The organism is Veillonella parvula (genome assembly GCF_945949885.1).
Taxonomy (GTDB): domain Bacteria; phylum Bacillota; class Negativicutes; order Veillonellales; family Veillonellaceae; genus Veillonella; species Veillonella parvula_B.
Genome location: NZ_CAMFFZ010000002.1, coordinates 62,171 through 76,214 on the forward strand (window position 1 = coordinate 62,171; position 14,044 = coordinate 76,214).

Genomic DNA, 14,044 nt, shown 5'->3' on the forward strand with positions numbered 1-14,044 from the left:
GACCCGTTGGGTCCCTTTTATTTTGTATGTATTGATGATTAAAAGTATGGAATTGATTCGTCAATATATTGAAATACTGATGATTATGTGGGACGACAGATACTTTGTATTAAGGATTCAAAGAATAATTATACTATTGATACAAATTGAGAAGAAATTTTAATATATTGTAACTTTAGATACAACTTTCTTCATAAAATTGGTGTATATTATATATGAGGAGGGCATAGGCTCTCTTTTTGTGCTTTTATAGAAAAGGAGGTAATGTGATGGGCGAATACAAAAAGTATTGGATAGCCGTAGTAGCAGTTCTTATTATCGGATTCTCTATTCTTGGCTATTTGGGTACTGATGTGTATCATCAAGCTCCACCGGTACCAACCGCGTATGTATCTCAGGATGGACAGGTTTTGTTCACTAAAGATGATATCTTAAATGGTCAATCGGCTTGGCAATCTACAGGTGGTCAATCTGTAGGGACCGTATTAGGTCATGGCGCATATCAAGCCCCGGACTGGACAGCTGATTGGTTGCATAAAGAAGTGTCCATAATGCTTGATATCAAGTCTCAAGAAGCTTTTGGTGTTCTTTATGAACAGTTAGGTGCTGTGCAGAAAGCGGTTGTTAAAGAAGCAGTTAAAATGGAGTATTTTAACAGTGCTGTTCGTGAAGATGGAACTGTTGTGCTTTCGCCGGAACGTATTACAGCGATGAATATAACCGGACAATATTTTATTGAACTGTATGGTGATAATCCTAAATTGTCCGAAACACGCGACCATTTTGCGATGAAGGACAATACGTTGCCAGAATTAAAAGATCGTATTGATATGGCACGTTTCTTCTTCTGGACTACCTGGATGGCTTCGACTCAACGTCCTGGTACAGATGCAACATACACCAACAATTGGCCTCATGAACCGTTGTTAGATCATAATCCAACACCGGAAAGCGTAGCTTGGTCTGTTGTGAGTGTTATTATTTTACTTTGTGGTATTGGTATTGTCGTATGGATGTGGGCATTCGGTCGCAAACAAGATGAGCATGAATTAACACCGCCTACGGAAGATCCAATTTCCAAATTAAATCTCACACCGTCCCAACGGTCTTTAGGAAAATATTTATTTACGATTTTGGCATTATTTTTACTTCAACTTGGTATGGGTGGTATCATTGCGCACTACACCGTAGAAGGACAGGCTTTCTATGGTATTCCATTGGCGCAATATTTCCCATATTCCATTGCGCGTACTTGGCATATTCAAGCATCCCTGTTCTGGATTGCGATGGCATTCTTGAGTGCCGGTTTATTCTTGGCGCCAATTATTAATGGCGGTAAAGATCCTAAGTTCCAAAAATTGGGCGTGGATATTTTGTTCTGGGCACTCGTCGTGTTAGTAGTGGGATCCTTTACGGGCACATATTTAGGTGTTGCTCATGAGATTCCGGCATCTTTAAACTTCTACTTGGGTCATCAAGGATACGAGTTTATCGAGTTGGGCCGCGTATGGCAATGGATTGAATATATCGGTATTTTATTTTGGCTTGTGCTCATGGTGCGCAGCATCATTGGTGCTTTCAAAAACAAAGGGGATAAAAACCTTATTGCCGCCTTTATTTTCTCCGTTGTGATGGTCGGTATTTTCTATGGTCCAGGTCTTTTCTACGGGGAACACAGCCACTTGGCAATCATGGAATACTGGCGCTGGTGGGTTATTCACCTTTGGGTAGAAGGCTTCTTTGAAGTGTTCTCTACTACGTTGATGGCCTTTATTTTTGTAACACTTGGTCTCGTATCCTATCGTGCTGGTACAGTAGCAGCGATTTCGTCTGGTGCCATTTACCTTATCGGCGGGATCCCTGGTACATTCCATCACCTTTATTTCACCGGTGTTACATCAACTATCGTGGCCACAGGGGCATCTTTCTCCGCATTGGAAGTAGTGCCTCTTGTACTTTTAGGTTATGAAGCGTTTGAAAATTATACACGCCTTCATAGTGCACCGTGGATGCATCGCTTAAAATGGCCTGTATATTGCTTTATTGCGGTGTCCTTCTGGAACTTGGTAGGGGCCGGTATCTTCGGTTTCTTAATCAATATGCCGGTTTCCTTGTTCTATATTCAAGGTCTAAATACAACAGCTGTTCATGCTCATACGGCATTGTTCGGCGTATACGGGTTCTTGAGTTTAGGCTTTGTATTCCTCATCGCTCGTTATATTCGACCTGAAGTAGAATTTAACGACAAATTGATGAAATTCGGTTTCTGGGCATTGAACTGGGGCCTTGCGTTAATGGTTCTTATCAGCCTATTGCCAATCGGCTTGATTCAAAGTTGGGCAAGTGTTACACAAGGCTTATGGCTCGCTCGCAGCGAAGAGTTTATGCAACAACCATTGTTACAAAATTTGCGTTGGCTTCGTATGGTAGGGGATACCATCATGATATTGGGGGCATTGGCCTTCTTCTGGCAAATCGTGAAAGTAACTTTCACAAAGAAACAGTAATAAATGAAGCAGTAATAGTAAATATGTAAATATAATATATAGACATATAAGCTAACATGACATGGCGTTCTTTGGGTAGACAAGGGGCGCCATTGTCTGTTATACTATCCATGTCAGGCATACGTGCCTGGCTTTTTTGAGTTGCTTAATTTCTTGACATCGCTTGCTACGTATGATATAGTTTTTTAGTATGTAGTCGAGCGTTTTCGAGTACAAGAGACAGATTTAGTAAATATAAAGCGAGGTGTATCCGGATGCGTAATGCCATTACTTTAGCTTGCACAGATTGCAAACAACGCAACTATCAAACGAACAAGAATAAAAAGAACAATCCTGATCGTATTGAAATGATGAAATATTGCAAATTCTGCGGTAAACATACATTACACCGTGAAACAAAATAATTCTTATCATTCATTACCTGTTGATTTGAGGATGTGAAACACAATGGCAAAGTCTAACTCAGCAGTGCAGCAGCGTGGTGGATTTGGAAAATTCTTCCGCGGTGTGAAAGCTGAACTAAAAAAAGTAGTCTGGCCAACAAAAAAAGAGCTTATCAATTACACAATTGTAGTATTCTTAGTGACCATATTCATCGCTTTGATTATTTCTGTGCTTGATGGACTCTTTGCCCAACTTTTTAATACGTTGTTGCACTTTGTTGGATAAGGGGGCCATTATATGGAAGCAGATAAGAAGTGGTATGTAATTCATACCTATTCAGGCTACGAAAATAAAGTAAAAACCACTCTTGAACTTAAAGTTCAATCTATGGGGCTACAAGATGTGATCAGCCGAATTTTGGTGCCTCTTGAAGACGAAATAGATGAAAAAGATGGGGTTAAAAAAGTAGTAAAACGTAAGATATTTCCTGGGTATGTATTGGTGGAAATGGAAGTTAATGACCGTTCTTGGTATGTTGTACGCAACACGCCAGGTGTAACAGGTTTCGTTGGCTCTGCTACAAAACCAGTTCCACTTTCTGATTCCGAAGTAGAACATATACTTAAGTCTCAGGGCTTGGATAAGAAACCAACCATTAACGTTGATGTAGAAGTTGGTGAAACGGTTCGCATTACGTCCGGTGCCTTTGAAGATAAACTAGGTGTTATTACCGAACTTAACCCTGAAAAAGGAACATTGAAACTTAGCGTAGAAATGTTCAATCGAGATACCGAGGTAGAGTTAGAGTTCTCTCAAGTTGAGAAAGCTCTTTAATATATAAATATAATAATATAACTCTAAAAAGAGCAATCGATTTTGGTTGCCAGTGGGAGGATGTATATCCGTTACCACCACAGTATAAGCATAGGAGGTTTAATTACCCATGGCTAAGAAATTAGTTAAACAAGTAAAACTACAAATTGAAGCCGCTAAAGCTACTCCAGCACCACCAGTTGGTCCTGCACTAGGTCAAGCAGGTGTTAACATCGTTGCTTTCACAAAAGAATTCAACGAACGTACTGCTAAACAAGCTGGCTTAATTATTCCAGTAGTTATTAACGTATATGAAGATCGTAGCTTCGACTTCATCACTAAGACTCCACCAGCTGCAGTATTGTTGAAAAAAGCTGCAGGTATTCCAAAAGGTTCTGGTGTACCTAACCGTGATAAAGTAGCAAAAGTAGGTCGCGATAAAGTTCGTGAAATTGCTGAATTGAAAATGCCTGACTTGAATGCTAATACCGTAGAACAAGGTATGCGCATGGTGGAAGGTACTGCTCGCAGCATGGGCATTGAAATCGTTGACTAATAAGCGTACGACTTGCGCATAAGGCGCAAATCGGTGGGAGGGAATTCCCGTTTGACCACATAAGGAGGATATTATAATGGCAAAAGTAGGTAAGAAATACGCTGAAGCAGTAAAACTTATTGAAGCTGGTAAATTCTACGAACCAGTAGAAGCAATTGAGTTGGTTAAGAAAACTGCAACTGCAAATTTCGATGAAACAGTTGAAATTGCTTTCAACTTGAATGTCGACCCTAAATACGCTGATCAACAAGTTCGTGGTGCAGTAGTATTGCCTCATGGTACTGGCAAAACTAAACGCGTTCTTGTATTCGCAAAAGGCGACAATATTAAAGCAGCTGAAGAAGCTGGTGCAGATTTTGTAGGTTCTGAAGAGTTAGTAGCTAAAATCCAAGGTGGTTGGAGCGACTTCGACGTAGTAGTTGCTACACCAGACATGATGGGTCAAGTTGGCCGTCTTGGTAAAATTTTGGGTCCTAAAGGCTTGATGCCAAACCCTAAAGTTGGTACAGTAACTCCAGACGTTGCTCGTGCAGTAAACGAAATCAAAGCTGGTAAGATCGAATACCGTACTGATAAAGCAGGTATTATCTCTTGCTCTATCGGTAAAGCATCTTTCGATGAAGAAAAATTACTTGACAACTACCGTACAATCGTTGATACTATTATCAAGGCTAAACCTGTAGCAGCTAAAGGTCAATACATTAAATCTGTAACCTTGTCCGCTACAATGGGCCCTGGTGTACCTTTGAATGTGTTCAAATTGAGCACTGTTTCCAAAGAGCAATAATTAAATATGTCTCTTAGCTGTAGACGGCTGGTATGTATAATGGATGAAAATCCGCCCGCTGAGGCTGACACTAGAACAACCTAGGACTAGTTACGACCTCATCGCGTGCGATGGGGTCGTTTTTACGCTAAGATAGTACATAGAGCACCAAAAAAATCTACAAGGAGGTAATCTAATGGCTGTCACTGAATCAAAAAAAGCAATCGTTGCTCAAATGAAAGAAACTCTTTCTGAAGCAAAAGGTGCTGTATTGATTGGTTACTCTGGTTTAACTGTTGCGCAAGCAACTGATCTTCGTCGCAAAATGTTGGCTGAAGGTGTTGAATACAAAGTAATCAAAAATACTTTGACTCGTATCGCTGCAAACGAATTGAATCTTGAAGGTTTCGCTGAGCATTTAGAAGGTCCAACTGCGTTGGCTACTTCTAAAGACGATGCTGTTGCACCTGCTCGTGTAATTGAACAATTCATCAAAGCAACTGAAAAAGAAGTTGTAACAGTTAAGGCTGGTATCGTTGAAGGCGAAGTTATGGACGCAGCAGGTGTTAAAGCAATTGCATCTCTTCCAAACCGCGAAGGTATGCTTTCTATGTTGCTTTCCGTATTGCAAGCTCCTGTTCGCAATGTTGCATACGCTGTCAAAGCTGTTGCAGAAGCAAAACCTGCAGAATAATATTTTTTGCAAAGTATTCGTTGGCCGCTTGAGGCTGGCACTATAAACTAATTTATGGAGGAAATCTAAAATGGCATTGAACATTGAAAACATCGTTGCTGAATTGAAAGAAGCAACAATCCTTGAACTTAATGATCTTGTAAAAGCAATCGAAGAAGAATTTGGCGTAACTGCAGCAGCTCCTGTAGCTGTAGCAGCTGCTGGTGGTGCTGAAGGCGGCGCTGCTAAAGATTCCTTCGACGTAATCTTGAAAGATGCTGGCGCATCTAAAATCAACGTAATCAAAGTTGTTCGTGAAGCAACTGGTCTTGGCTTGAAAGAAGCTAAAGCTATCGTTGACGGCGCTCCTGCACCTGTAAAAGAAGGCGTTGCTGCTGAAGCTGCTGAAGCTTTGAAAGCTCAATTAGAAGAAGCTGGTGCATCCGTAGAATTGAAATAATTCTAACCATAAAAAAGGCGTACCCTATGGGTACGCCTTTTTTATTGAAGCTTATAAATTGATGCGAGTTTTGTTTTGTTGACTAATTTTGCCTTTGGATACGGTAATGCATTAGAGAAATCTTTGTCATATTTTTTAGGAACGATGACATAGGAAGCATGATTATTTGATGTATTACTTAAAAATGTTTCTTTAGTTATTGTAGGCATCAATGTTTTGCCTTCAGTCCATATAGAATCATCTGTCGTATCTACAAAAACTTGGGTAGGTGTAGTGCCCATGTAATATACAATAGAAGTATAGTAACTGCCATATACATATATTGGTTTTGATGCATCTTCGATGAACGTTTTGAACTGTAAACCAGACTGATTAAACAATATCGGTGGTACCGTAATCGTAATAGCCGAGTATAAAGTAATTAGTGGAACTAAAGCATACCTTGCTAGTTTAAAAAATGGTGTTATATAGTATCGGCCGATTAAAATCATACATACTATGATAAAGGACCCTATGATTAGCGGTTTACTATCAAGACTTTTATCAAAGGCTGTAGCAAATGTAAAAATCAGGTAGTAAATACATAGTGGCAATGTAACTACATAATTAAACTTTTTGAATGATTGAGTAAATTCACCGGTCTCTTTGTCAGTAATTAATTCACAAATTCTTATAGCCGCCCATATTATACAAGGGATAATGGCAGGTAAGGTATAAGTTAGATACTTTGTAGCTACTAGAGAGTAGAAGAGTACTATAACTATAAACCATATAATGCCTAATAGATCAAAATCATCTTTCCAGTCAATATCTTTTAAATGATAGACTGTTAGCGGTGTCCAGGGTAATAGTGAAAGGGGCACAATTAATAGGTAGTAATACCATACATTAAATTTAGGATGCTCGGATACAAGGGCTCGATCTACATTGTGTAGACCTAAAAATCCGGAAATAAACTGCTCACCGTGAATGGAATACATAGCAATATACCAAGGGCTAGCTATCGCTATAAAGCCTAATAGTCCCAAGGGATTAAATAGTAATTTTATATCCTTTAAAAGCTGATAGCTTTCATCCTTTCTATGGATGGCGTAGCGTGCACATATATAAATAAGTAATATCAGCCCAGGTAAGATAATGCCTATAGGTCCTTTGGTAATCACGGCTAAGGCCGCAGCAATGTAAGCTTTCACCATAGCTGACTTGTCATTATTGGTAAATGCCAAATAACTATATCCAAATATAGCTAAGGTGAAGAAAAATAGAAATCCATCGGTTATAACTGCATGAGATATATACCAAAACTGTAGTGTACTCATTAATAAAATCGCACAGAGTATACCGACAAAGGTACTTTTAGACATGCGGTAAGTTATATGATACATTAGGGTTACGCTAGCTCCCGCAACAAGCGTATTCGGTATACGAGACGTGAAGTCAGATATGCCAAATAGTTTGTATGTAATCATAAGTGCCCAATAGGTGAGGGGTGGTTTATCATACCATACGTGATCGTATATCATGGGGGATATCCATGAGTTGTGTTTTAGCATGGTGATGGCGGAGAGAACATAGTTGGACTCCACCGGATCAGTGATTGGCAAATAGGCATTATAAAAGCCGTAGCATGAAACGGTTAATAAAAAGAGCGCACCTATGCGCAGCATGTGATTGTTAATCATAGTTACTCCTTACTTATATAGTTTATATTATTGTACTATAGGGCGTGTAATATTTAAACTAATCAAAGATAAAAACAGAGCCTTTATAAATATGGAAATAGTTATAGAAAATAATTATGAAATAATATATTGTATAGAATATTGTTTATTCGGAATATATGAAATGACTTTTATGTATACAAAATACATGCTATAATGAGCGCGTAAGATAAAACCGTTTCATTAAACTATCATCTAATATATGAAATAGTGGAAAGAGGATCTATTATGAGAAAAGAACATGATTTCCTAGGTGAATTAGAAGTAGCGGATGAGTTATATTATGGTGTGCAAACGATTCGTGCCTTAGAAAACTTCCATATTACAGGGAAACATTTAGACCAAGATTTTATTAAAGCTCTAGCAATGGTAAAAAAGGCATCTGCTTTAGCAAATATGAAAACAGGTCGTCTCAATGTATCTATTGGTAAAGCGATTGTTCAAGCAGCTGATGAAGTTATTGCCGGTGAATTTGCTGACCAATTTCCAGTTGACCCAATTCAAGGTGGTGCTGGCACTTCTGTGAATATGAATATGAACGAAGTATTGGCAAATCGTGCTTGTGAAATTTTAGGACATCCAAAAGGTAGCTATGATATTGTAAGTCCTAACAATCACTGTAACATGGCACAATCTACAAATGACGCTTTTCCAACAGCGATTAAAGTTTGTGCAATTTTGAAATCTAAACCGTTACTTGAAGCTTTGCAACGTCTTGTTGATGAGCTTGAGAAAAAAGCTGAAGAATATAGTGAAATTTTAAAAATGGGGCGTACTCATTTGCAAGATGCGGTGCCTATTACGTTAGGACAAGAGATGGGCGCTTATGCATCTGGTATTCGTCGTGGTATTAAACGTATTAAATCCGCCGTTGAAGGTGCACATGTAATCAACATGGGCGCCACTGCAGTTGGTACAGGTCTTAATGCTGAACCTAACTACATTCATGATGTAGCTTATGAACTTAGTGAAGTAGTAGGCGAACCATTCTACACTGCGGAGAACTTAATCGATGCTACAAACAATACAGATGTATTTGCTGATATCTCTAGCGGTTTGAAGGTAACTGCACTTGTGTTGATTAAGATGGCAAATGATTTTCGCTTAATGGCATCTGGTCCTCGCTGTGGCATTGGGGAATTGAAATTACCTGCCCGTCAACCAGGCTCCTCTATCATGCCAGGAAAAGTAAACCCTGTTATCGCCGAAGTATTGAACCAAGTATGTTACCAAGTTATCGGTAATGATACTACTATTACATTAGCTGTAGAAAATGGTCAATTCGAGTTAAATGTTATGGAACCTGTATTGGCATACAACTTGTTCAATAACCTTTGCTACCTCAAAAACGGTGTAAATACATTCGTTGATAAATTGCTCGTTGATCTTGAAGTAGACCGTGAACAATGCGAATACTGGTTGAACCGTTCCGTAGGTATCGTAACAGCATTGTTACCACACCTTGGTTACGAAACTGCATCTGCATTGGCGAAAGAAGCGTATGAAACTGGTCGAGCTATTCGTGATATCATCTTGGATCAAGGCTTATTGACTGAGAATGAAATTAATCATATTCTTTCTCCTAAGGAAATGACTCGCCCTGGTATCGCTGGTGCGAATCTTTTAAAACAAAAAGGCAACTAATTTATAGTTCTCTTTTAATACATGAATGAAGCATGAAGGTGAAAGACTGTCAACCCTTTTGGTTGACAGTCTTTTTTAATACTGATAAAATTATATATTGCAAAAGTAGCGTTTTCTGCTTTTGGATGTAAAAACTATAACACAAATAGTGATGAGGTTTTCTTCCAAGGTTGTGCTTGGTTAATGGGAAGCAAGGTTATTTTAAAAATGAAATGGACCTTGCTTTATTTGACGTTGCCCGAGCAGGAAAACTGAGACCTGTAAGATGTCTTTTTCATGCCGTTATAGAAAATGGTAGACCAGTGTGTTTTGATAGGGGTGAAAGCAAATATGTTCAAACCTGAACAGGTAGGCAAACGAACTCGTTATACGTACGCTAAAATTAACGAAGTTATCAAGATGCCGCATTTATTGGACATTCAGCGTAAATCGTATGAGTGGTTCTTGGAGAGTGGTTTACAAAATATTTTCAACGATATTTCTCCGATTAAAGACAATTCAGGTAATCTAGTACTTTCTTTTGAAGGCTTCAGCTTAGGTGAACCTAAGTATGATATTAATGAATGTAAAAACCGTGATGCAACTTACGCAGCACCACTTCGTGTAAATATTCGCTTGGTAAATAATGATCCAGAAAATATGGACATTAAAGAACAAGAAGTATTCATGGGCGATTTCCCATTAATGACGGATACAGGTACTTTCATCATCAATGGTGCAGAACGTGTTATCGTATCCCAGTTGGTACGTTCTCCAGGCGTTTACTATAACAAAGAAATCGATACCATGGGTAATCGATTGTACGATTCCACAGTTATTCCTAACCGTGGTGCATGGATCGAGCTTGAAACTGATGCAAGTGAAGTTGTGGCTGTTCGTATTGACCGTAATCGTAAATTACCAGCTACTGTATTGGTACGTGCATTAGGTTGGGATACTAATGAAAGTATCCTCGACCTCTTCTGGAACGGTAAAACTGATGAGGATGGTTTACCAGTATATGATGAACGCATCGTTCGTACATTAGAAAAAGATACAACTCAATCTGCTGATGAAGCATTGGTTGAAATCTATAAAAAATTACGTCCGGGCGAGCCTCCTACTGTAGAGTCTGCTCGTAACTTGTTCGATAACTTGTTCTTCGATGCACGCCGCTATGATTTAGCGCGCGTTGGTCGTTACAAATTGAACAAAAAACTTGGCTGGCGTCAACGGATGTTGGGTCAAACATTGGCTCAACCAATTGTAGATCCAGAAACTGGCGAAATTATCCTTGATGCAGGTGTACAAGTTGGGGAAGAACAACTTGATATCGTTGCTAATAGCCATGTATTCGATGGTGAAGGTTTCGCTGAATTCTACATTGTAAATAATGATGGTGTAGAGTCCAAAGTTATCTGTAATAACTGCAACTTACCATATGATCACCGTACAGTAACACGTGAAGACATGATTGCTAACATTTCTTACTTGCTTAACCTTATGGATGGCGCAGGTCATACAGATGATATCGATCACTTGGGAAACCGTCGCCTTCGTTGTGTAGGCGAATTGTTGCAAAACCAATTCCGTATTGGTTTGACTCGTATGGAACGCGTTGTTCGTGAACGTATGACAATTCAAGAAATCGAATCTATAACGCCTCAAGCATTGATTAACATTCGACCAGTAGTGGCTGCAATCAAAGAATTCTTTGGTTCCTCCCAGTTGTCCCAGTTCATGGACCAAACAAATCCATTAGCAGAATTGACTCACAAACGTCGTTTATCTGCCCTTGGACCTGGCGGTTTATCTCGTGAGCGTGCAGGCTTCGAAGTCCGTGACGTGCATCACTCTCATTACGGCCGTATGTGTCCTATTGAAACTCCAGAAGGTCCAAATATCGGTTTGATCAACTCCTTGTCCAACTATGCAAAGGTAAACGAATTCGGTTTCATCGAAGCACCATACCGTAAAGTAGAAAAAGTGTATGGTAAAGGCAAGGATGCTGATAAAGTTGTTAAAGTGCGCGTATCTGACAGCGTAGTATACATGACAGCTGATGAAGAAGAAGGCATGACAATTGCCCAAGCGAACTCTCCACTTGATGCAGATGGCTACTTTACAACTGAACACGTAGCTTGTCGTCGTGGTCATGACGTATTAGAAGTTACACCTGATAAGGTTGACTATATGGACGTAAGTCCAAAAGAAGTTGTATCCATTGGTACAGCTATGATTCCATTCCTTGAAAATGACGATGCTAACCGTGCCTTGATGGGGGCGAACATGCAACGTCAAGCGGTGCCACTCTTGCGTGCTCAAGCACCACTTGTTGGTACTGGTATGGAATATACAGCAGCTACTGACTCCGGCGTTTGCGTATTAGCGCGTGAAGCGGGTAAAGTTGTACGTTGCTGGGGTAATGAAATCCACGTTCTTCGTGATAGTGACGGTCGTGTTGACACATATCGTTTGAATAAATTCCTTCGTTCTAACCAATCCACATGCTTTAACCAAAAACCAATCGTTAATCGTGGCGATCATGTTGTAAAAGGCCAAGTATTGGCTGACGGTCCTGCTACTGATGGCGGTGAATTGGCATTGGGGTATAACGTTCTTGTAGCGTTCATGCCTTGGGAAGGTTATAACTACGAGGATGCTATCTTGCTTAGTGAAGAACTTTGCAAAGAAGATATCTATACATCTATTCATATTGAAGAATACGAATGTGATGCGCGCGACACTAAATTAGGCGCTGAAGAAATCACTCGTGAATTGCCTAATACTGGTGACGATACACTTAAAAATTTGGATGAAGAAGGTATTATTTGCATTGGTGCAGAAGTACATCCTGGCGATATCCTCGTAGGTAAAGCTACGCCAAAAGGTGAAACTGAACTTACTCCAGAGGAACGTTTATTGCGCGCTATCTTTGGCGATAAAGAACGTGAAGTTCGTGACACATCATTGCGCGTGCCTCATGGCGAATCTGGTAAAGTTGTAGACGTTAAAGTTTTCACTCGTGAAAATGGCGACGAATTACAACCCGGTGTAAATAAACTTGTTCGCGTATATATCGCTCAAAAACGTAAGATTCATGAAGGCGATAAAATGGCGGGCCGTCATGGTAATAAAGGTGTCGTTTCTCGCGTTATGAGAAAAGAAGATATGCCATTCCTTCCAGATGGTACTCCAGTACAAATCGTATTGAACCCATTGGGCGTACCTTCTCGTATGAATATCGGTCAGGTTCTTGAAACTCACTTGGGTTGGGCTGTTCAAGGCTTAGGTATGAAAATCAAAGCTACAGACCTTCACATTCAAAACGTGTTGAAAGAAGCTCGTACTGATGCGTCTTACTGGGAACAAATCGATGCAATCCGCGACCTTTATGCTCAAATTGAAGAATTGGAAGCGAAAGTTGCAGAAGATGTAACCGTAAATCATTTCGAAGAAAATGAACAAATCATTACTTTGAAAACTAAAATTCTAAAACATGTAGAAAAAGCGGCGCAAAAGAAATTGGACGCTATGGGTGGCGAAGCTCGTTACCAAGAACTTAAAGCTATTGAAGCTAAATACAATGCACTTCATGTAGAGTTCTTTGATTCTGAAGAGGATGCTCCTGAAATGGATCCTGTTCTTGTAGAGGAATTAGAGGCAATTAATAAAATTAAGAATACGCTTAACAATATTCACTCTGCTGAAGAAAAACGCGTTGAAATCCGCAAAGAGTTGGAAGGTCTTGGCTACGACTTTGACAAATATGGCATGCCAAAACCAGATGTAGCAGGTATTCATATTGCTACACCTGTATTTGATGGTGCTCACGAAAAAGATGTATTCGAAACATTGGCGCTTGCAGGTCGTCCTGATGATGGTAAAACCGTGCTATATGATGGTCGTACTGGTGAACCGATGGATAATCGCGTTACTGTTGGTTACGTTTACATGCTTAAACTCCATCATTTGGTTGATGATAAAATCCATGCTCGTTCTACAGGTCCGTACTCCCTTGTTACACAACAACCTTTGGGCGGTAAAGCTCAGTTCGGTGGCCAACGTTTTGGGGAAATGGAAGTTTGGGCTCTAGAAGCATATGGCGCAGCCTATACTCTTCAAGAGCTATTAACTGTTAAGTCTGACGACGTTGTTGGTCGTGTGAAAGCATACGAAAAAATCGTTAAAGGCGAAAATATCCCTGAACCAGGTGTACCTGAGTCCTTCAAGGTATTGCTTAAAGAACTTCAAAGTATTGGTCTCGATGTAAAAATCTTGAACGAAGACCAAGAAGAAGTTGTTATGAAAGAACTTGAGGACGAAGATGAGGTGGTAGAAACTGGTATTGAAGAAGTTATGGAAGGCAGTGCTATAGAAACTGATGAAGTAACTGTAGTAGAACCAGAAGTAGAGGAAGAGGAAGAATTACCAGCTGATAACGGCGGTGAAGATGATATCCTTAGCCAATTGGCGTACCCAATGGGCGACTCCTCTAACGATGAAGACTAAAACTATCTATAAGGAAGGGAGCGATAGTA

The 14,044-nt window shown here is 39.8% G+C and carries 11 protein-coding genes; 10 read left to right on the forward strand and 1 reads right to left on the reverse strand.

Going from position 1 to position 14,044, the window contains the following annotated elements:
* Positions 1 to 269: 269 nt before the first annotated feature.
* The 8 genes from Q7O55_RS01280 (at position 270) to rplL (ending at position 6,159) form a co-directional block, all read left to right on the forward strand.
* A complete protein-coding gene (locus Q7O55_RS01280) occupies positions 270 to 2,507 on the forward strand; it encodes a nitric-oxide reductase large subunit (protein WP_303927782.1) in 2,238 nt (745 codons plus the stop codon).
* Between the two features lie 254 nt (positions 2,508 to 2,761).
* Positions 2,762 to 2,911 (forward strand): 50S ribosomal protein L33, encoded by a 150-nt coding sequence (rpmG, locus tag Q7O55_RS01285; protein ID WP_004693530.1) that lies wholly within the window; start codon positions 2,762 to 2,764, stop codon positions 2,909 to 2,911.
* Positions 2,912 to 2,954: 43 nt separating this feature from the next.
* Positions 2,955 to 3,176 carry a preprotein translocase subunit SecE gene (secE, locus tag Q7O55_RS01290; RefSeq protein ID WP_004693531.1) on the forward strand — a complete coding sequence of 74 codons (222 nt, stop codon included), beginning with the start codon at positions 2,955 to 2,957 and terminating at the stop codon, positions 3,174 to 3,176.
* 12 nt (positions 3,177 to 3,188) lie between these two features.
* On the forward strand, positions 3,189 to 3,725 hold the full coding sequence (gene nusG, locus Q7O55_RS01295) for a transcription termination/antitermination protein NusG (protein ID WP_004693533.1): 537 nt from the start codon (positions 3,189 to 3,191) through the stop codon (positions 3,723 to 3,725).
* Positions 3,726 to 3,834: 109 nt separating this feature from the next.
* Positions 3,835 to 4,260, forward strand: a complete 426-nt coding sequence (gene rplK, locus Q7O55_RS01300) for a 50S ribosomal protein L11 (protein WP_004693535.1) — start codon at positions 3,835 to 3,837, stop codon at positions 4,258 to 4,260.
* 76 nt (positions 4,261 to 4,336) lie between these two features.
* On the forward strand, positions 4,337 to 5,047 hold the full coding sequence (rplA, locus tag Q7O55_RS01305; protein ID WP_004693536.1) for a 50S ribosomal protein L1: 711 nt from the start codon (positions 4,337 to 4,339) through the stop codon (positions 5,045 to 5,047).
* Positions 5,048 to 5,222: 175 nt separating this feature from the next.
* On the forward strand, positions 5,223 to 5,720 hold the full coding sequence (rplJ, locus tag Q7O55_RS01310; protein ID WP_008602491.1) for a 50S ribosomal protein L10: 498 nt from the start codon (positions 5,223 to 5,225) through the stop codon (positions 5,718 to 5,720).
* Positions 5,721 to 5,790: 70 nt separating this feature from the next.
* Complete coding sequence (gene rplL / locus Q7O55_RS01315) at positions 5,791 to 6,159, forward strand: 50S ribosomal protein L7/L12 (protein ID WP_004693540.1); 369 nt, start codon at positions 5,791 to 5,793, stop codon at positions 6,157 to 6,159.
* 41 nt (positions 6,160 to 6,200) lie between these two features.
* Here rplL and Q7O55_RS01320 read toward each other — a convergent pair whose 3' ends face one another.
* Positions 6,201 to 7,841: a glycosyltransferase family 39 protein gene (locus tag Q7O55_RS01320; RefSeq protein WP_303927785.1), complete on the reverse strand. Its 1,641-nt coding sequence runs from the start codon at positions 7,839 to 7,841 to the stop codon at positions 6,201 to 6,203.
* A 267-nt stretch (positions 7,842 to 8,108) separates the two neighbouring features.
* Here Q7O55_RS01320 and Q7O55_RS01325 point away from each other — a divergent pair, with 267 nt between their 5' ends.
* Together Q7O55_RS01325 and rpoB are read left to right on the forward strand one after the other, a co-directional pair.
* Positions 8,109 to 9,524, forward strand: a complete 1,416-nt coding sequence (locus Q7O55_RS01325) for an aspartate ammonia-lyase (protein WP_295817357.1) — start codon at positions 8,109 to 8,111, stop codon at positions 9,522 to 9,524.
* A 330-nt stretch (positions 9,525 to 9,854) separates the two neighbouring features.
* On the forward strand, positions 9,855 to 14,015 hold the full coding sequence (gene rpoB, locus Q7O55_RS01330) for a DNA-directed RNA polymerase subunit beta (RefSeq protein ID WP_303927787.1): 4,161 nt from the start codon (positions 9,855 to 9,857) through the stop codon (positions 14,013 to 14,015).
* Positions 14,016 to 14,044 lie beyond the last annotated feature (29 nt).